Annotated in this window: 12 protein-coding genes; 4 read left to right on the top strand and 8 right to left on the bottom strand. The window is 42.2% G+C overall.

The features are described 5' to 3' along the window. Positions 1-8: 8 nt before the first annotated feature. The 5 genes from EZJ28_RS02080 to EZJ28_RS02060 all read right to left on the bottom strand — a co-directional run bounded on the left by EZJ28_RS02080 (position 9) and on the right by EZJ28_RS02060 (position 11,882). Complete coding sequence (locus EZJ28_RS02080; protein ID WP_131394360.1) at positions 9-7,808, bottom strand: hypothetical protein; 7,800 nt, start codon at positions 7,806-7,808, stop codon at positions 9-11. Positions 7,809-8,211: 403 nt separating this feature from the next. Beyond that, positions 8,212-9,501, bottom strand: a complete 1,290-nt coding sequence (gene hemL, locus EZJ28_RS02075; RefSeq protein ID WP_131394358.1) for a glutamate-1-semialdehyde 2,1-aminomutase — start codon at positions 9,499-9,501, stop codon at positions 8,212-8,214. Between the two features lie 127 nt (positions 9,502-9,628). Further along, on the bottom strand, positions 9,629-10,432 hold the full coding sequence (locus EZJ28_RS02070; protein ID WP_131394356.1) for a glucosaminidase domain-containing protein: 804 nt from the start codon (positions 10,430-10,432) through the stop codon (positions 9,629-9,631). 1 nt (position 10,433) lies between these two features. Then, positions 10,434-11,363 carry a 1-aminocyclopropane-1-carboxylate deaminase/D-cysteine desulfhydrase gene (locus tag EZJ28_RS02065; protein ID WP_131394354.1) on the bottom strand — a complete coding sequence of 310 codons (930 nt, stop codon included), beginning with the start codon at positions 11,361-11,363 and terminating at the stop codon, positions 10,434-10,436. Between the two features lie 192 nt (positions 11,364-11,555). Further along, positions 11,556-11,882, bottom strand: coding sequence for a hypothetical protein (locus EZJ28_RS02060; RefSeq protein WP_131394352.1), 327 nt, complete (start codon positions 11,880-11,882; stop codon positions 11,556-11,558). Between the two features lie 32 nt (positions 11,883-11,914). Between EZJ28_RS02060 and EZJ28_RS15960 the strand changes: the two genes are divergently transcribed. The 4 genes from EZJ28_RS15960 to EZJ28_RS02045 all read left to right on the top strand — a co-directional run bounded on the left by EZJ28_RS15960 (position 11,915) and on the right by EZJ28_RS02045 (position 16,525). After that, positions 11,915-12,088 (top strand): DUF5522 domain-containing protein, encoded by a 174-nt coding sequence (locus EZJ28_RS15960; protein ID WP_165499015.1) that lies wholly within the window; start codon positions 11,915-11,917, stop codon positions 12,086-12,088. A gap of 3 nt (positions 12,089-12,091) precedes the next feature. Beyond that, on the top strand, positions 12,092-14,080 hold the full coding sequence (locus tag EZJ28_RS02055) for a urocanate hydratase (RefSeq protein WP_131394350.1): 1,989 nt from the start codon (positions 12,092-12,094) through the stop codon (positions 14,078-14,080). A 27-nt stretch (positions 14,081-14,107) separates the two neighbouring features. Continuing rightward, positions 14,108-14,650, top strand: a complete 543-nt coding sequence (locus EZJ28_RS02050; protein WP_131394348.1) for a DUF4136 domain-containing protein — start codon at positions 14,108-14,110, stop codon at positions 14,648-14,650. A 117-nt stretch (positions 14,651-14,767) separates the two neighbouring features. Beyond that, positions 14,768-16,525: an aromatic amino acid hydroxylase gene (locus tag EZJ28_RS02045; RefSeq protein WP_131394346.1), complete on the top strand. Its 1,758-nt coding sequence runs from the start codon at positions 14,768-14,770 to the stop codon at positions 16,523-16,525. Here the strand turns inward: EZJ28_RS02045 and EZJ28_RS02040 are convergent. From EZJ28_RS02040 to alaS, 3 genes are all read right to left on the bottom strand, one after another. After that, the gene (locus EZJ28_RS02040) at positions 16,522-17,136 is read right to left on the bottom strand and encodes a DUF4230 domain-containing protein (RefSeq protein WP_131394344.1); all 615 of its coding nucleotides are present in this window, start codon (positions 17,134-17,136) and stop codon (positions 16,522-16,524) included. The genes EZJ28_RS02045 and EZJ28_RS02040 overlap by 4 nt on opposite strands. A 322-nt stretch (positions 17,137-17,458) precedes the next feature. Then, positions 17,459-18,409 carry a GSCFA domain-containing protein gene (locus EZJ28_RS02035; RefSeq protein ID WP_131394342.1) on the bottom strand — a complete coding sequence of 317 codons (951 nt, stop codon included), beginning with the start codon at positions 18,407-18,409 and terminating at the stop codon, positions 17,459-17,461. 45 nt (positions 18,410-18,454) lie between these two features. Beyond that, positions 18,455-21,070: an alanine--tRNA ligase gene (alaS, locus tag EZJ28_RS02030; protein WP_131394340.1), complete on the bottom strand. Its 2,616-nt coding sequence runs from the start codon at positions 21,068-21,070 to the stop codon at positions 18,455-18,457. Positions 21,071-21,098: the final 28 nt, after the last annotated feature.

Here is a 21,098-nt window from a genome sequence, read left to right as displayed (position 1 = left end):
CGTTTTCATTACAATGCAATTAATTTTTTAAGATGTACCGTGCCGTCATCATCCATCACTCTCACTAGTAAGGTTCCTTTGAATGGCGCAATGTCAATCATCATTTCAAAGGACTCATTACCTTCAAACACCTTATACTTATTGGTCTCTGTCTCCAGTACTTCCACCTGCATGATCTTCGATCTGAAAGGTACTACTACCTTAGCCATGGAACTCTGTTTTAAGATCGTTGGTACTACATGTACGGCTTTGGCATCCACACCATCGATCTCCACGTTAACCGTCGCAGTAGCCTCACCGGTATTGCCAGCCTCATCGGTAGCACTTAAGGTAACTTCATAAGTACCCACTTCATCAAAATAGCTCTGGTCTAAACTTAAGATCAGTTCGCTACAGTTATCAAAGCTGCCATTATCTATATCTTCTGGAGCAATGCTCACATTGGTCTCAGGATCCAGGTACACCGTAATATCACGGGTGCTTACCTCTGGAGCGGTTACATCGCGAACGATCACATTCTGCTGCTGAGTGGTGATATTCCCATTCTCATCATCATAGGTCCAGGTGATAGTGTATTCCCCCTGATCCATATACGTAAGCGCATCTGAAGTGGTTCCCGTGATAGCTCCTCTGCAATTATCGGTGGCCGTTGGTGCAGGAATATCTGAAACCCCGCATTCTACCACAATGTCTTCCAGGGCTGCCACATCCGGCACCGGTGCCGTGGTATCTTCAATGATGATCTCCTGTTGCTGGTAAGTTACATTCCCGTTCCCATCGTCATACTTCCAGGTAATGATGGTAGACCCACTGCGGGTCACAGGGAAATAAAGATCGGCAACTCCTTCTATGGACTCATCACAATTATCCACTGCCAGGGGTTTTGCCACATCGGCCGCTTCAACAATACACTCGGCTCTAACCGGAGCCAGAGTTTCCATGACCGGTGTTGGCGCGATTTTGTCTTTAGCTGTCAATACTACGGTTGATTCAGCAATATTTCCTGCGGCATCGGTTGCTGTAACTACCACATCAACAGTTCCATTATGTTCTGAGGAAACTACGGTTCCTGCAACTGGTGACTGAGAAATACTTACCGTACAATTATCGGTGGCTGTTCCCATCATATCAGGAACAGTGATTGAACAAAACTCATCAAGATCCACATCCCGATCAGCTCCCGCTGTTAGTACAGGTGCTTCATTGTCTTTAGCAGTAAGCACTACGGTTGACTCATCTGTATTACCTGCAGCATCGGTGGCTTTAACCACTACAGCTACAGTTCCGTTATGTTCTGAAGAAACTACTGTACCTGCAGCTGGCGACTGCGTGATACTCACCGTACAGTTATCGGTGGCGGTTCCCATCACCTCAGGAACAGTAATTGAACAAAACTCATCTAGGTTTACATCCTGATCGGCTTCGGCAGTAAGTAATGGAGATTCGTTGTCTTTAGCAGTAAGCACTACGGTATATTCATCTGTATTACCTGCCGCATCGGTAGCCGTAACTACTACAGCTACAGTTCCGTTATGTTCTGAGGAAACTACAGTTCCAGCAGCAGGTGACTGCGTGATAGTTACCGTACAATTATCGGTAGCAACTGAGCCATCAACAAGATTTGGAACGCTGATACTACATTCGGTATCCAGCACCACTTCCTGATCGGCTTCCGCTGTAAGTACAGGAGCTTCATTGTCTATAGCTGTAAGCACTACGGTTGACTCATCTGTATTTCCTGCTGCATCGGTGGCCGTAACTACTACCTCTACAGTGCCGTTATGCTCTGAAGAAATTACTGTTCCTGCAGCAGGTGACTGCGTGATACTTACCGTACAATTATCCGTAGCCTCAGAACCATCCACAAGGTTAGGTACCGTGATGCTACATTCGACATCCAAAACCACTTCCTGATCCGCTTCCGCTGTAAGTACAGGAGCTTCATTGTCTATAGCTGTAAGCACTACGGTTGACTCATCTGTATTTCCTGCTGCATCGGTGGCCGTAACTACTACCTCTACAGTGCCGTTATGCTCTGAAGAAATTACTGTTCCTGCAGCAGGTGACTGCGTGATACTTACCGTACAATTATCCGTAGCCTCAGAACCATCCACAAGGTTAGGTACCGTGATGCTACATTCGACATCCAAAACCACTTCCTGATCCGCTTCCGCTGTAAGTACAGGAGCTTCATTGTCTATAGCTGTAAGCACTACGGTTGACTCATCTGTATTTCCTGCTGCATCGGTGGCCGTAACTACTACCTCTACAGTGCCGTTATGCTCTGAAGAAATTACTGTTCCTGCAGCAGGTGACTGCGTGATAGTTACCGTACAGTTATCGGTAGCCTCAGATCCATCTACAAGGTTTGGAACGGTGATACTACATTCGGTATCCAGCACCACTTCCTGATCGGCTTCAGCCGTTAGTACAGGAGCCTGGTCGTCTATTGCAGTTAGTACCACGGTGGACTCATCTTTATTCCCGGCAGTATCTGTAGCTGTAACCATTACATCTACAGTTCCATTATGCTCTGAAGAAACTACTGTTCCAGCAGCAGGTAACTGCGTGATACTTACCGTACAATTATCCGTAGCCTCAGAACCATCTACAAGGTTTGGTACAGTGATACCACAGTCAGCATCAAGAACTACTTCCTGATCCGCTTCCGCTGTAAGTAAAGGAGCTTCATTGTCTATAGCAGTGAGAACTACAGTTGACTTATCTTTATTGCCGGCAGCATCGGTAGCCGCAACTATTACTTCTACAGTTCCGTTATGTTCTGATGAAACTACAGTTCCCGCAGCTGGCGACTGCGTAATAGTTACCGTACAGTTATCGGTAGCAACTGAGCTATCTACAAGGTTTGGAATTGTGATACTACATTCGGTATCCAGCACCACTTCCTGATCGGCTTCTGCTGTAAGTACCGGTGATTCATCGTCTATAGCAGTAAGGATTACGGTTGACTTATCTTTATTTCCGGCGGCATCGGTGGCCGTAACTACTACCTCTACAGTTCCGTTATGTTCTGACGAAACTACAGTTCCCGCAACAGGTGACTGCGTGATACTTACCGTACAGTTATCGGTAGCAACTGAGCCATCAACAAGGTTTGGAACGGTGATACTACATTCGGTATCCAGCACCACTTCCTGATCGGCTTCCGCTGTAAGTACAGGAGCATCCCCATCTTCAACCGTAACTGTAGAGGTAGCTGAAGATGTATTTCCGTTTATATCAGTCACGTTAAGTGTTACCGTATTCGCTCCTAAATTATCACAGGTGAACTCTGATCTGTCAACCGAAATGGAAGCAATACTACAATTATCAGAAGAGCCATTCTCAACTCTCAATAATGAGGAAATAGGTGCATACTTAAAGCTCACCGTAGCAGAATAACCGGTAGATTGATTTACTGACATTCCAACAATCGCATGACCGGCCGGAGCAAACTGAGTCGTAGTATTCAGATTTGTGGTAGATGTCCCCGAACCGCTCAGCGCTGGCAACATTGTATTTTCAATGGTATTCAGCTCCCCGTTAGCTATCTGGTGCAGGCTTTTCCCTATTCCCTTAATGCTAACATGGGTTCGTGAAGATTGCTGAGATGAGTAATCCCCGTCCTGAATTTCAACACCTACTAAAACATCATTACCGGCCAAAATAATAGACCTGTTAACACTGGTGTTGGAACCACTAAAACATGTTTCTACAATCTCAGTACCTAGGCTGCCATCAGCCAGCACCTCTTTACAAACCAATCTGAAATCATCCAGGATCCAACCGGTAAATCCTTCGTAGCCAACAGCCACATAACCTTCAGGACAATCACAGTCTACCGGTGTAGAAGTGTCTGAACTGTTTTGAGCCCCAAGCTGTCCGGCTACGGCTCCTACAGAATAGTCACCTCTTATTGACGCCTGGCCGTTTTCATCCAAATACACTGTCACATCCTGCGTAAGTACAGTAGGGGGTGTATTATCTTCTACAGTTACTATTGCTGTGCAGGTATCTGTTTCTCCTTCACTATCCGTAACAATCAAAGTAACTTCGTTAGAAGTACCTACATCACTACAATCAAATTTATATTCCTTGTCAAAACTTAACGTCACATCTCCTTCGGCATCGCTGGAACCTCCGTCTACATCTGCAGGAGAAATAGTTACCGTGCCATCTGCTCCAAGTTGAGCAACAAAATTCTGGCAAACTGCGGTTGGAGGAGAATTTTTCTTTTCCCTTATTAACGCATAATTACCAGAACCTAATACCGGATCAAAGATGGTAGTATTCGCATCTACATTATATCGTACGTTTTCTTCTCCTATAAGAGTAATCAAATCTGCACTTTCCAAAATTGAGCCACTGTAAAGCTTTGCCTGCCCTCCTGAGCCAGTGCTGATTTCAGGTGTCCCACTAAGATGGATATTGCCGCCTAAAGGATCACCAGCATTTCTATCTTTATCTGCAAAGATCTGAATTGCATCTGCCGTAGCATTGGTGGTTGAAACATTTCCTGCAATAGTTAAATCCCCATTCTGGGCAGCAATCTCTATTGTTCCGTTGGTACTAACTTCTCCTAAGGTTAACTCATTTTCGTCTGTTACATGGAGATTAGCAGCTACAGTTACGACAATTGGACCAACAAAATCATTGGTAGTATGAGTCATTGTAATATTATCGGCAGCTTCAAGATGGGTGTTACCTCCAATATTTAAGGCACCCGCTGTCGCAGTTATCCTTCCGGTTGTGGTGGCAGAAAAATTTCCATTTGTTTGAATATAAGATCCTGTAGTAGAGACATGAAGACCATTCCTAATAGAACTGGATGGTTTACCATCCAAAGTAATATCACCTGTCTGCGCTCTTAACGTACCCACAGCATCTGGATTAAAATAACTATCTCCCAAAGCAATAGCGTCTGAAGCACCTCTTCCTATTCCTCTTACCGTTATGTTACCAGAACCTTCTGTTACGATTGGTCCTGCGATATTTACACCTCTTGTATGTGTAATATTACTGGATCCTTTACCATTAATAATAATATTACCCCCTGCGGCATTTACAGCGCCATTCATAGCCACACCGCGATATATAGCATTATTTTCTGCCGAAGTTGCTGAAGGATCTCCCATAGCATAACCTATATTAGGATCTGATCCGCCACCCATGGTTAAATTTCCTCCAGCGGTGTTAATTGATGATCCTTGCTGCATCCATATCGCACCAAAATTAGAATCATTGGCTTCGTTATTACCACTGGCCCGACTCCAAAGTGTAAGAGCATTGGCAGAAGTACTGCTTACCCCTGCATCTGGGGTAAAAACAATACTTCCATTTGTTTTTAGGGTAAGCGGATCATTGTAAACAAGGGTACCGTCTACTGTAATCTTCCCTGTTTTTTCATCACCTATTACAATTTCCGAAAAACCATCTTCAAAATTCGTAGTAAAATAACTTGCAGGAAGTTGAAGGGTGCCTAAAGCGCCACCAATACCTACTGCGGCAGAAGAAGTGACTGGTTTGATAAAAAGGGATCCTGAGGAGGAAAACCGGGAGCTATTTTTTAAAGAAGAAATAATATCGGCTTCCAGTGTGATTGCTCCTGAATATGGATCGGTGCCATCTTTGCCGACTCGAATATCACTATCCAGATTAAGTCCGATAGCATCCGGATTATCACTCTTGCCAAGCAAATGTATATTTCCTGATTGAGAATAAATCCTTGTACTCGCCGGTCCTCCACCCATTGCAATTATTGCTCCGAGGGACGCATTGATATTATTTTTGTTATGTCCATAAATATTAATGTCACCCGATACACTTCTGATTTCATTAATCCCTGAATTCCACTCAAAAATTCCTACCCCTCCACTAAAATTCCCATCATATGATTGACTAGACACTCCTTCGAGTTTTATTTCACCACTCTCTGACTGGATAATATTGGCTTCCCCGTCTCGATCTGAAGCCAGAAGGATTCCATAAAACCAACTTTCGGCAGCTCTATTGGCTTCTGTTGTTCCTGATATCTGAATGTTTCCAGAGGTAGTGGAAATTGTATTTCCCCGGTTGAAATACACGCCTATCTGTCCATATCCCATACTTTCAGCCTGGCTGATTCCGGAAACTTTCCCATTCAAACTCAAATCACCCTCACCTGTGGTAAGGGAAGTTTTATCCAAGGTAATACCATTTTGATAACTATAATTTTGATTATTGATCTGAAGTAACTCTGTTGGAGCTAATACCCGTTTGGCCTGAGCAAATCCATCTCCGACTGTCAGCCCATTCCAACTAGCCGTACCATCACCGCCTCCGATCCAGAGGTGCCCTCCGTTGGTTCTAATCAACGAAGATTCTCTCAACCAAATCATCCCGTCCTCATTTCCATCGGCATCTGACCAAAAAACAAGATTAAGCTTATTCCCTGAAGCAGTTATTTTAGTACCCGGATTAAGAATCACCTCTTTGCCGGCTTTTAACGTAAGTGTTCTTGCTGCCGAAAGAGCGGGTACAGCAGCAGCATCAAAAATTACATCAGTTTCCGCTTCAATAACAAGGTCACCTGAAGCCAGTGTATTAACAACTTCATTCACATTTACTTTAGCACCATCTACCAGGGGGATTAACCTACCGTCGCTTAATAACCAATCTGAAGCCGGATCACTTGAATCATTGGTAATTGTTATCGATCCTGTTGGTGCAGGTGCTTCCGTATCGCTTACAGTGATAACAAAACTCTGATCTACCACCTCGCTTCCATTGGAAGCCCTAATGGTGACGTTGTGATCTCCAACATCGGTAGCACCTGGCGTACCAGAAAGAACGCCTCCAGTTCCTATTCGGGCACAAGTTTGTTGCCTATATAAACCAAAGTTCAAAGACCCCATGGGTGATAAATTCATTCCCCAGATGGAATTATTATAGTCTTGGGGCACTATCCAATTACTGGTGCTAAAAGTTTCGTTATACTTCACAATTCCCCCCTGATAACTTGAAACGTATATATTTCCGGTGAGGTCAATTTTCACATCACTAGGATCTGAGAGACCAGTCACCTCAGTAGTCAATATTGAACCATCATAACTTGAGACAGTACCAGATACATAACTCGCTATATATAAGACCCCTGCGGAATTAAAGCCCAATCCAAAAGGTCCATATATTGAAACATACTCAGTTGATATACCTGTAGAAGGATCAATTTTTAAAACTTGATTACTTCCATAACTGGCGGAATAAATATATCCATCTTTAAAAACCAAAGACAACAACCTGTTTTGGAAACCTGTGTCATATACCATTGTTTGACCTCCTGCAGGATTTGTTAGATCTATTCTCTTGATGCAACTGGAACCCGTGATGCTATTATAATAATATGAGACGTACAAATAATCCCCCTCAATATTCATAGCATAAATATTTCCATAATCTACCGCTGCCCAACTAGTGTTGGCAGTCCCATCCGGATAAATTTTATAAATATAGCTACCTCCAAGTGATACAACATAGGTGTTACCTTCTGAATCACCAGCTATTCCAGCAGGAGAGGAAATACTAGGTCCAAAAGTTTCCATTGAAGTGGATCCGTTAGACGCAAAATTCAGCCAGTCAGGTTTGGTAAGACAACTTAGAACAGGATTTGTACTGGTCCCGTCTGATGCAAATGCAGAATAAGTATAAGGCACTCCCACGGTTGCATCCGTTACAGGGGTGGAGCTAAAGCTCAATTGCCCATAGGTTTGGAATGCCATACCCAGTAGGCAGACAAGCATCAAAATTTTCTTAAGGTAGTTTTGTTTCATTAAGGCATATTTAGGTTAATATTCGTTGCAATTTTCGGCGATTGTTAAGTATTGAACAATACCACAATTATGGTATTAACATTGTTAAAAATTAAAGATTAATATATTGAGTAGGGAGGCGCGAATTTATGTTTTTTTTAACTTATTATCCAACAAAAAAATCGACAAAAAGTAAAAAAAATAAATTTAAGTCATTGAAAGATAGGAACTCGAAAGACTTTACCTACAAAATTTAAATTATTAAAGAGGTCTACTGTTTCTTAAAAAAAATAAAATTTTATTTCTCTCGCTGCCGTCTAAAGAAAATCTACTTTCAACCTCTCGGTTTATCTTAAAATGTAGAAATAAAAAACCTCACAGGTTATATAACCTGTGAGGTTTAGATACTTTTCATGTATAAAGATTAAAGTGTTTTTGCAACTTTCCTCACCGCTTCAATCGTCTTATCAAGATCATCATAAGAAAGCGCCTCACTGATAAACCAGGTCTCAAATGCGCTGGGTGCTATATAGATCCCCTCTTCCAGAAGCCCATGGAAGAATTTATTGAATTTACCTGTAGAGGCTGACCTTGCAGATGAGTCAAAATCCGTTACCGGCTCACTTCCAAAATGAACTGAGATCATGGAACCCAAACGGTTAATAGTAAAATCGACACCGGCTTCCTTAAGAACCTTATCCATTCCTTTATGAAGATATTCGGTCTTCTTATCTATACTTTCAAAAATGTTACGATTTTCATGAAGTTCAGTTAGCATGGCTAAACCTGCGGCCATGGCCAGCGGATTTCCGCTAAGGGTTCCTGCCTGGTAAACCGGTCCAACAGGAGCCAGGTGATCCATGATCTCGTTTCTTGCGGCAAAAGCACCTACCGGAAGTCCACCTCCTATCACTTTCCCGAAACATACAATGTCAGCATTTACTCCCATCCTTTCCTGAACTCCCCCTGCGGCCAGCCTGAAGCCCGTCATTACCTCATCAAATACTAGCAGAATTCCGGTTTCATCACAGATCTTTCTTAGTCCTTCGAGAAAACCTTCCGCGGGAGGGATACATCCCATATTCCCGGCCACAGGTTCAAGAATGATACAGGCGATCTCATCTTTATTGGCTTCCACTAATTCCTTTACATTTTCAAGATCGTTATATGTGGCCAGCAAGGTATCCTTCGCCGTTCCCTGTGTAACCCCCGGACTGTTAGGGGTTCCAAAAGTAATTGCTCCACTCCCTGCCTGGATCAGGAACGAATCACTGTGCCCGTGATAACAACCGGCAAATTTGATGATCTTTTCCTTTCCGGTAAAACCACGTGCAAGACGTACCGCACTCATACAGGCTTCGGTTCCGGAATTCACCATTCTTATCTTATCGATATTAGGAACCATCTTTACCGCCAGTTCGGCGATCTTAGTTTCCAGTTGCGTGGGTGTTCCAAAGGAAGTTCCTTTTTTCGCTTTTTCGATCACCGCATCGATAACCGGTTTATGAGCATGTCCAAGAATAAGCGGCCCCCAGGAATTGATATAGTCTATCAGTTTATTTCCGTCTTCATCATATAAATAAGCTCCTTTAGCGCTTTCTATGAAAATTGGCTCACCACCAACAGCTTTAAAGGCTCTTACCGGCGAGTTAACTCCGCCGGGAATTACTTTTTTCGCTTCTGAAAATAACTGACTGCTTCTTTTATAAATCATAAATATCTTTTACTTTTTTCCGTCATCCTGAATTTAGTTCAGGGTCTTATTTTAAAGCCCTAACCTCTCGACTAAAGCCTGTGCTGAGCGAAGCCGAAGTACTCCAGGTGACAGCTCAGGATAACATTTATTTTATATTTAAAACCTGACCGATGGAAATGGTATTTCCCACCAGGTCATTATTTCTTTTCAACTCTTCTACCGTGGTATTATATCTCTTCGCTATAGAATACAGTGTATCCCCTTTTTGTACAACATAACTATCTGAATTCTGCCTCTCCACAGAGGTATAAACAGGTGAAGATCTCCCAAGGATCTCCGCATCATAACGATACAATTCATAACGTTCTATCAGGCTTATGAGCTTATCGGGGTACCTGCGATCGGTAGCATATCCGGCCGTTCTTAAGCCTTTGGCCCATCCCCTGTAATCATCAGGATCAAGATCAAAAAGTGAGGCATACCTTCCCCTGTTGGCCAGAAAGAGCGAATGATCCCGGTATGAATATTTAGCCTCTTTATACTTTCTGAAACACTCTCCACGAAGATCATCATCATGATAAACACGTTCTCCTTCCCAGTCATGACATTTTATTCCGAAGTGATTATTGGCTCTTCGGGTAAGATCTCCCCGGCCCGCTCCAGATTCAAGGATCCCCTGAGCCAGGGTAATACTCGCGGGAATACGATATAATTTCATTTCTTCCTGGGCAATAGGAGCGAACTCCGCAATATAACTTTCTACCGTATAATTATAGGCATTTCGTGCTGGCTCTACCCTTCTTTCCTCTTCAGAAGGGATTACCACCCGTTCTTCCCTGGATTCGATGCGAGATTCTTCCTTTTTAGTGGTAACAACCTTTTTTCGGCTTCCGCAGGAAGCAACAAAAATACTGATTAATAATAAGGATAAAATTCGGCTGAATCTCATATCAATAAATTATTTGAGGCAGATCTTTCTTCTTCAGAAAACTATTCATTCCTTCAATTCCCTGCAAACCTCCCGTGTGAATAGCCAGGATTTTAGAATTTTCAGAAAAATAACCTCTTTTCACGAGTTCAAAAATACCAAAAACTAATTTCCCTGTGTAGACGGGATCCAGTTTGATCTTATATTTTTTATGGAATTCATTCATAAACTCAATAAGCCCGGCACTTACCTTAGCATAACCCCCAAAATGATAGTTTAGTATAATTTCCCAATTGCTTTTAGTCACCAGTTCTTTAACCTCATCTTGCAGATGATCAGAATTCAAGGATGAAAAACCTAATACTCTTTGATGGGCTTCCGAAGAATTGATCAGGCCGGCCAAAGTGCCCCCGGTGCCTACAGAAGAACATATAAAATCAAATTCCTTATCACTTTCAGTAAGTATCTCTTCGCAGCCCTTGATCGCAAGATAGTTTGTCCCTCCCTCAGGTAATAAATAAAATTCACCAAACCTGTGCCTGAGTGCATTGATAAAACCGGTTGAATCTTTTTGCCGGTATTCCTCTCTGCTCACAAAATGAAATTTCATTCCGCAGGAACTTGCATATTTTAGAGTGGGACTCCATTTTTCCTGGTTTCCTTCTAGCTCGTTTCCACGTATAACTCCTATGGTTTTAAATCCAAACATTTTACCAGCAGCAGCTGCCGCTGCAATATGATTGGAATGGGCTCCTCCAAAAGTCAAAAGAGTACTATGCTTTTGTTCACTGGCAGCAATTAGGTTATATTTCAGTTTCCGGAATTTATTACCGGAAACTTCAGGATGCAACAGGTCCTCCCTTTTGATCCAAAGCTGTATTCCACCCGGGAACTCTGTAACGAATTCATTTGGGATATTTTCAGAAATATGATCATCAAAAAAGTCCTGCATGCTGCAAAACTACTTCAACTCATTCAGAATAAATAATGAAAATAAAAATCGTTATCCTTAACTGTAACCTCGAGTACTTCGGCTTCGCTCAGCACAGGCTTTAGTCGAGAGGTCAGGGTTTATTAGAAGCTGAAATCGAAGATTCAACGAAGTTAAACAAGTTCAGCTGGACGTATATAAGAGCACAGGATTCTAAAGATATTTTCTAAAAGCCCAAACAGCGCGGTATTTTAAATAATTGAGATCATTTTCGCGGCGATAGGCCTCTTTTTCAAAACTAATGTTCCGGTAAGCCAGCATACCATCACGACAGTCAAGATATCTCACAAAAAATTCAATGGCATACCATACATAGAAAAAGATAACCAGCAATTCCAACTGCTGTCTTAGGTGGATTCGTTCGTGATTCAAAAAGAACTTATCCTTTTTAAGCTGCCTGCTCTCAAGGATAACAAAGGGCCATACACTAAGCCCCTTGAATCTGCCCGAAAGCAGCCTTTTGTTCACGATTAAAATCATGCATTCAAGATAAGAAATTGTATTTTAGCCCCATGAGTTTTCAGAAGAAAAGAATACCGTTAGAGGAGGGCGATTATTACATCACCCCTGAAGGTTATCGTTGTTTTACTGAACAATATCATTTAAAAAGAGGTTATTGCTGTGAAAGCGGTTGCCGCCACTGCCCTTACGGATACAATAAAAAAACAAACCGACAAGAAACATAACCAATGAACTTTAAGGATCAGATACTGGAAGGAATTCCTGATAGATTGCCGGAACCAAAGGCTTATGACGAATCTTTAAATCATGCTCCCAAGCGCAAGGAAATCCTCGATGAGGATGAGAAAAAACTGGCACTTGAAAATGCATTGAGATATTTTGATAAAAAACATCATAAAACGCTGCTTCCTGAATTCAGAGAAGAGCTGGAAAAATACGGGCGTATCTATATGTACCGGTTTAAACCGGACTATGAATTTTACGCCAGGCCTATAGATGAGTACCCTGGTAAAAGTGTACAGGCAAAAGGCATCATGCTGATGATCCAGAACAACCTGGATCCTGAAGTCGCACAGCATCCTGAAGAGCTGATCACCTATGGTGGAAACGGGGCTGTATTTCAGAACTGGGCCCAGTACAGACTTACCATGAAATACCTGGCCGAGATGGACGATAATCAGACCCTGGTAATGTATTCGGGTCATCCCATGGGACTTTTCCCTTCACATCCAAATGCTCCGCGAGTGGTTGTTACTAACGGTATGATGATCCCGAATTATTCCAAACCTGATGACTGGGAAAAATTCAACGCACTTGGAGTTACCCAATATGGTCAAATGACTGCCGGAAGCTATATGTATATTGGCCCGCAGGGAATTGTTCATGGAACCACCATCACTGTTCTCAATGCAGGTAGAAAGATCGCTAAACAGGGTGAAGACCTTAGCGGAAAACTATTTGTCACTTCAGGACTTGGAGGAATGAGCGGAGCCCAACCTAAAGCAGGGAATATCGCGGGTTGCATCACCGTTTGTGCTGAAGTAAACCCGAAAGCCACTCAAACCCGCCACAAACAGGGGTGGGTAGACGAAGTTATTGAGGATGTTGAAAAACTTGCCGAAAGAGTTAAAAAAGCCAAGCTAAATAAAGAGGTGGTCTCCATCGCCTTCCAGGGGAATGTTGTGGAAGTATGGGAATACTTTGCCGAATATGATATTTATATAGACCTGGGAAGTGACCAGACCTCTCTTCATAATCCATGGGCCGGTGGTTACTACCCGGTTGATTTAAGCTTTGAAGAAGCCAACGAAATGATGGCCTCGAGGCCTGATCTGTTTAAAGAGAAAGTTCAGGAAAGTTTAAGAAGACAGGCGGCAGCTATCAATAAACATACTGCAAAAGGCACTTATTTCTTTGACTACGGAAATGCCTTTTTGCTGGAGGCTTCCAGGGCAGGTGCAGATATATTGAGTGAAGACGGAAAAGGTTTTAAATATCCAAGTTACGTTCAGGATATTATGGGCCCGATGTGCTTTGATTATGGTTTTGGTCCTTTCAGATGGGTTTGCGCTTCGGGAAAAGATGAAGACCTTCAAAAGACCGATGAGATCGCGACAAGGGTTCTTCATAAATTAAAAGAGAACTCTCCAACTGAAATTCAGCAGCAGATGCAGGATAATATTCAGTGGATCAAAGGAGCACAGGAGAACAGACTTGTAGTTGGCTCGAAGGCGAGAATCCTTTATGCTGACGCCGAGGGGAGGATAGAAATCGCTAAAGCCTTTAACGATGCTATTGGCCGTGGTGAGATTGGCCCAGTGGTATTAGGGCGCGATCACCATGATGTTTCCGGAACAGACTCCCCATACAGGGAAACTTCCAATATCTATGATGGTTCACGCTTTACAGCCGATATGGCTATACAGAATGTGATTGGAGACAGCTTTAGAGGAGCAACCTGGGTGAGCATTCATAATGGCGGTGGCGTTGGCTGGGGCGAGGTGATCAATGGAGGCTTCGGCATGATTCTTGAAGGTGATAAAGCATCTGAAGATCGTTTGAAATCCATGTTATTCTGGGATGTAAACAATGGAATTGCCCGCAGATCCTGGGCAAGGAATAAAGAAGCAGTTTTCACCGCCAAACGCGCAATGGAGATGAATCCGCAACTTAAACTTACTATTCCCAACATGGTTGATCCGACGCTTTTCGATTAAAGTTTGTACAAATTTAAAATCGAATCTATGAAATTTCTAAAATTTACACCTGTTCTGCTACTATTTGCAGTCCTGTTTACCTCCTGTGAAAGCGTGAGGGTCGCATCGGATTATGATCGCGAAGCTAATTTCAGTGAATATGGAACATATGCTTTTTTCAAACCAGGAATAGATAAAGCCGAAATATCAGACCTTGATAAGAAGCGGATATTAAGAGCTATAGAGACCGAAATGCAAAAGAAAGGTTTTACCAAGTCTGAAAATCCTGATTTGCTGGTAAGCATATTTACTAAGACCAATGAGAACATCAACATCTACCAGCACAACTACCCTTACTGGGGATACGGCTGGGGATGGCACCCATGGTACTGGGGAAGCGGCTTCAATACGGTTAACAGAACCAGCGAAGGGACCTTGTATATAGACCTTATCGATTCTGAAGACAAGGAACTGGTATGGCAGGGAATGGGAACTGCAGCCCTTGCCCGTGAGGTGAACAAGAAACAGGAACGCATCAATGAGATCGTGGCCAAAATAATGGAGAAATATCCTCCCGGGATGGAAAAATAAAGTTTAAAAAAGCAGCCCCTTTTAAAGGGGCTTTTTTATACCCCAGGGTTAAGTATCTTATTCGCTTTTCTATCAAATTTTGTACTTTTAACGCAAACGTTTTAGTAAACCTGAATCATGTTAGATAATATTCAATCGAATGAAATCCTGGACAGGCTTCCAGCCCATCTTACACAATATATCAAACCACAGAATTATGAGGATTACACTCCTATAAATCAGGCGGTATGGAGATATGTGATGCGTAAGAATGTGGATTACCTGAGCAAGGTGGCCCATGAATCCTATCTGGAAGGCCTCAAACAAACGGGAATTTCGATAGACAGTATCCCTAACATGTATGGGATGAACCGTATCCTGAAAGAGATAGGCTGGGCCGCGGTAGCGGTGGACGGATTTATACCTCCGGCCGCTTTTATGGAATTCCAGGCTTACAACGTACTTGTAATAGCCAGCGATATTCGTCAGCTTGAACATATCGAATACACTCCCGCGCCGGATATCATCCACGAAGGAGCAGGTCACGCTCCAATTATCGCCAATCCCGAGTACGCCGAATACCTGAGACGTTTTGGCGAAATTGGCTGTAAGGCTATTTCAAGTTCTCATGATTATGAAGTCTATGAAGCGATTCGAGAACTTTCTATCCTTAAAGAAGCCGAAGACACGCCGAAAGAAAAAATTGAAGAAGTTGAGAAAAAGGTAGATGAACTTCAGAATGCCGATGTGAAGCCCAGCGAAATGGCGCAGATAAGAAATCTTCACTGGTGGACCGTGGAGTACGGACTTATAGGAACACTGGAACAGCCTAAAATCTACGGTGCAGGACTCCTCTCCTCTATTGGGGAAAGCAAGTCATGCCTTACAGATGCAGTTAAAAAATTCCCATATACCATTGAAGCTGCAAAACAGGAATTTGATATTACGAAGCCTCAGCCACAACTTTTCGTCACGCCGGATTTCGCTCACCTGAGCCTGGTACTCGAAGAGTTCGCGAATAAAATGGCACTAAGAAAAGGCGGACTTGAAGGTGTTCAAAAACTCATCGATTCTAAAAATATAGGAAGCATTGAATTAAGTACCGGGATCCAGATCTCAGGTAATTTTGAGAATGTAATAGACCACGAAGGAAAACCTGTCTATATACAAACAAAAGGAAAGACAGCTCTTGCATACAGGGAAAAGGAACTGGTGGGACATGGAGTTTCCACCCATCCCGAAGGTTTTGGCTCTCCAATTGGGAAACTGAAAGGTATCAACCTTGCCATTGAAGACATGAGCCCGCGCGATCTTCGCGCTTACGCCATCTATGAGGGTGAGAATGTAGCCCTGGAATTTGAAGGAGGAGTGAAAGTAGAAGGTGAAATAATCACCGGCACCAGAAACCTTCAGGGAAAAATCATTCTTATAAGCTTTAAGAACTGTACAGTAACCTATAATGATGAAACTCTGTTCAAACCGGATTGGGGCAGGTATGACATGGCCGTAGGTAAAGACATTATCTCTGCCTTCGCGGGTCCTGCAGACCACGATTCGTTTGACCTTATCACACATACGCCTTCTACCACCACTATAAAGAGCAAGAAAACACCTGAAAGGGAAGAACTGGAATCACTTTATGAATCGGTTAGAAATATTAGAAATGGAGAGAACACCAAATTCTCACTTCAGGCCGCTTTTGACATCGTTAAAAAACATCATCCTAAAGACTGGTTATTATCTGTAGAGATTTATGAACTGGCGATGGAAGATGACCAGAAACTGGCCCGGGAAGTAAAGTCTTACCTGGAAGAATTAAAGAAATCCAGACCTGAAGTGGCTCATCTTATTGAAGATGGTATAGAAATGACAGAAAGCAACCTGGCTGCCACCTAAAGTTTTATAGTTTCAAGCGCTTCTGAATTCCCAATGGTTTGGTCCTGGTATTCTAAGGTCCAGCCCATACTATTCGTCAGGATATATATTTTCTGAAGTTCGCTCACAAGTCTGTTTTTCGCATTGGACTTAAGGGAAGAACTTTCGATCTTTTTTGCCAGAGATTCTTCTATGCGTTCTTTTATCTTGTTATAGTCTTCCGCCTCGAATTGGTTGAGATAATCCTGGGTAACATCATAATATTTGATATTTGGATTTATACTGATCTCTTCGCGGGGGATATCCTTGATTATCACCTTTTTTCTCTCTTCATCCACCTCTATATCAAGTTTGCTTAGATCATAAGCCACACTCACTTCCGCATTAACAACGATAAGGGCCTTTTTTCTGGCAGAAAGTATATCGAAATAGAAACTTTTAGAATTCTTATAAGTAAAGACCTGTGAAAAACTACCTTCCGTGACTACAAGCTTCCCTACATTTCTTATCTGTTCCTGTATGAGGGCTGTATCTGCCTCCAGTTTTTCTTCTTCATCGTTTCTTTCGTCGAGGTACATAAATCCCAGAATGACCACCACTATAAGAAGTACGGCCAGGAGAATATTTTTCATGTAGATAGATTTAGAAAAGGAAAAGTTAGGAAAAAAGAAACAGAAGAATGGAAAGTCTAATCCTAAAGAAAGTTAAAATCAGAGATTCTAAAAAAACTAAAGGACGGCCCCACCCGTCCTTTAGAATATTCTAAAATCTACCCCAACAAATTTTAGAAAACAAATTATCCGTAAACTGCTGATTATTTGAGGTGTACATCCTTGATAATCAAACCCAATTTACTTCGAATCTGCATGGTAAAAATACGAATATTTTAATATAAAGTATGAAAAATGTGTAGTCTTTATATTAAAAAATTAACAATCCCAGTAATAGCAAGGCCTAAGAAAAGGTGATTTCAGGGTGTTTTTTTTGAATTTCCTCGATTTTAGCTTGGATTTTCGTAAGAAATTTCTTATGATCTGCAGAATTTTCTGCGCGTGGGCGATGCGAAAGTGCCTTCTGAATCTTATCGATTTCTGTATTTAAAGCGAGTGATTTTTCTTCTATCCAGTTGTAGGAAAAAAGCTTCCAGATATAATTTACAGCGACTTTGCTTGGATGAAGCATGTCTTCGGTATAAAAACGGTAATCTCTCAATTCATCCATCATAATTTCATAGGAAGGAAAGTAGGATGCCAAATCATTATCCTTTAAAAATTCATGTAAGGCTGTAATAAGGTGCGCCTTGCTCTGCTGATTTTCAACAACACCGTCTCTTAAATGTCTAACAGGCGAAATGGTGAAAATGATCTTTGTATCTTGATTGATCTGTGAAACAGAATGGGCTATCACCTCCAGATCGTTAATGATCTCATCTACCGATGAAAGCTCCTTTTTGAATTTCTTTTGGGGGATCTTGTGACAATTGGCCGCAATATCAGTATTGTCTTTATAAATATATCCCCAGGCGGTTCCAAGGCTTATAATAATATGAGAGGCAGTTGAGAGGAATTCCCTGCTGTTTTTCAAGGATTCATTAAGATCTTCCAGACATCTTTCCCGGCTTTCTCTTCGCATATCTGAATGAGCCTCAAGAGACTGCCATCCCCCATTGAACTCGATCAGATCCTTTTCTCTATAATCTTCATTATTGGAAACTCGCTGAAAAAATCTTCGTATAGGTGAAGGATGAAAAATAATACCTGTGGGATTCTGCAGCGTCTGAAACCTGAACCATTCCAGCTTGGCTCCAATATTTTCAACAAAACAGGAGCCTATAAGAAACACAGCCTTCCCGTGTTCTAGTTTGGGAAACCCTTCCTGTACCGGAACTTTAGTTCTGAAATCCATATGCTTAAATTAAAAAATCCCGGTCATATAACCGGGATTTTCCTTTTATTTTATAAAACTTTCAGCTTTTTGAAGTGCTTCATTAAGACCACCAGGATTCTTCCCTCCTGCCGTAGCAAAGAATGGCTGACCTCCTCCACCTCCCTGGATGTATTTTCCAAGTTCTCTCACGATCTGTCCTGCGTTCAGGTCTTTTTCTTTCACCAGCTCCTTTGAAATATAACAGGACAGTAAAGCCTTTCCGTTTTGTTCGGTTCCAAATAAAAGAAACAGGTCATCCATCTCCTCTCCCATTTGAAAGGCAAGATCCTTAATCCCCCCGGCATCCAGATCAAGTTTTTTGGAAAGAAAATTCACACCGTTCACATTCTTTATTTCCTGTTGAAGTTCAGATTTAAGATTCTTCGCCTTATCCTTTAGCAAACTTTCTACCTGTTTCCTTAAAGCTGCATTTTCTTCCTGCAGAGCGTTAATGGCTTTTACCGGATCTTTAGGATTCTTCAATCCGTTTTTGATCTCACTCAGAATACTGGTTTGTTCTTCAAAATAATTCATGGCGGCTTCACCCGTAATCGCCTCTATTCTTCTTATTCCTGAAGCGACTGCAGATTCTCCTGTTATCTTGAAATACCAGATATCTGAAGTATTCTGTACATGCGTTCCTCCGCAAAGCTCCATGGATTCTCCAAAACGAATCGCTCTCACAGAATCTCCGTACTTCTCTCCGAATAAAGCAATGGCGCCATCATCTATGGCTTCCTGATAACTGATATTCCTCTTCTCATCAAGGCCTATCTGCTCCTTAATTCTTGCATTCACAAAATCTTCAACCTTTTGAAGCTCTTCAGAAGACACCTTACTGAAATGAGAAAAGTCAAATCTCAGGTAATCGCTTTGAACCATCGACCCCTTTTGCTCTACATGGGTTCCCAGAATACTTCTCAAAGCCTGATGAAGCAAATGAGTAGCCGTATGGTTACTGGCCGTATTGGACCTCTCGGTTTTATTTACGATGGCTTCAAAATTCACCTCCGGCTTCTGAGGAAGTTTTTTTACAAAATGAACTATCTGGTTATTTTCTCTTTTGGTATCCACTACATCTATCACCTCCCCTTCAGAAGACATCAGTATTCCTTTATCGCCTACCTGGCCTCCACCTTCCGGATAGAAAGGAGTTTGGTTAAGTACCACCTGGTACATCTCCCCTTGCTTCTTTGATTCCACCTTCCGGTATTTTGCTATTTTCACATCTGCTTCCAACTGATCGTACCCCACAAAGCTTTCCTCTTCGACCTCCGCAAGCTCCGTCCAGTCTCCTGCACTCACCTGAGTAGCTTTACGAGACCGATCCTTCTGTTTTTTCAGTTCCTCATCAAAACCTTTCTCGTCAAGTTCAAAACCGTTCTCACGTAAGATAAGAGCTGTAAGATCTATTGGGAATCCATAAGTATCATAAAGCTCAAAAGCCTTTTCTCCGGATATTCTCTTATCAGCAGAGTCTTTCATGAGATTCTCCAAAAGAACCAGACCCTGTTCCAGGGTTCTCAGGAAAGAGGCTTCCTCTTCACGAATAACATTTTCCATCAGGCTGGCCTGGGATTTCAACTCAGGGAAAGCACTTCCCATTTGGTTACTTAGAACGGGCACCAGTTTATAGATAAACGGCTCTTTAGTATTCAAAAAGGTGAATCCGTAGCGGATCGCCCTTCTTAAGATTCTTCTTATCACATATCCAGCACCTGTATTACTTGGAAGCTGACCATCGGCAATTGAAAATGCCACAGCCCTCACATGATCGGCGATAACTCTCATGGCGATATCTGTCTCTTCAGATCTGCCATATTTTGAGTCGGTTATCTTTTCAATTTCTGAAATAAGCGGAGTGAAGACATCTGTATCATAATTGGATTTCTTTCCCTGGAGCACCATACACAACCGCTCAAATCCCATCCCGGTATCTATATGTTTAGCAGGCAATTCTTCAAGATCACCATTAGCCTTCCGGTTGTATTGCATGAAAACCAGATTCCAGATCTCCACCACCTGCGGGTGATCCATATTCACCAGCTCTCTTCCCGGAGTTTTCTCTTTCTCCTCGTCTGATCTTATATCGATATGAATTTCAGAACATGGTCCGCAAGGCCCCTGATCACCCATTTCCCAGAAATTATCCTTTTTATTTCCGAAAATGATCCTCTCTTCAGGCACGATCTCCTTCCACAATTCAAGAGCTTCCGTATCAAGTCCGAAATTATCACGATCATCACTACCTTCAAATACAGAAACATAGAGATTTTCAGGATCTATCTTATATACTTCCGTCAGCAGTTCCCACGCCCAGTGAATAGCCTCTTTTTTGAAGTAATCTCCAAAACTCCAGTTACCAAGCATTTCGAACATGGTATGATGATAAGTATCGTGTCCTACTTCCTCAAGATCATTATGCTTTCCGCTAACTCTGAGACACTTTTGAGTATCGGTAACCCGACTGCTTTTAGAAACGGAATTCCCAAGGAAATACTCCTTGAACTGGTTCATTCCCGCATTTGTAAACATCAGCGTGGGATCATCTTTGATCACCATGGGTGCCGATGGGACAATGGTATGGGATTTCGATTTGAAAAACTCTAAAAACTCTTTGCGAATATCCTGTGACTTCATTCAGTTATTTTCTTGCAAAATTCATTAA

It is taken from the genome of Gramella sp. KN1008 (assembly GCF_004332155.1).
GTDB lineage: Bacteria > Bacteroidota > Bacteroidia > Flavobacteriales > Flavobacteriaceae > Christiangramia.
This window is presented reverse-complemented; position numbering and strand designations above follow the sequence as displayed.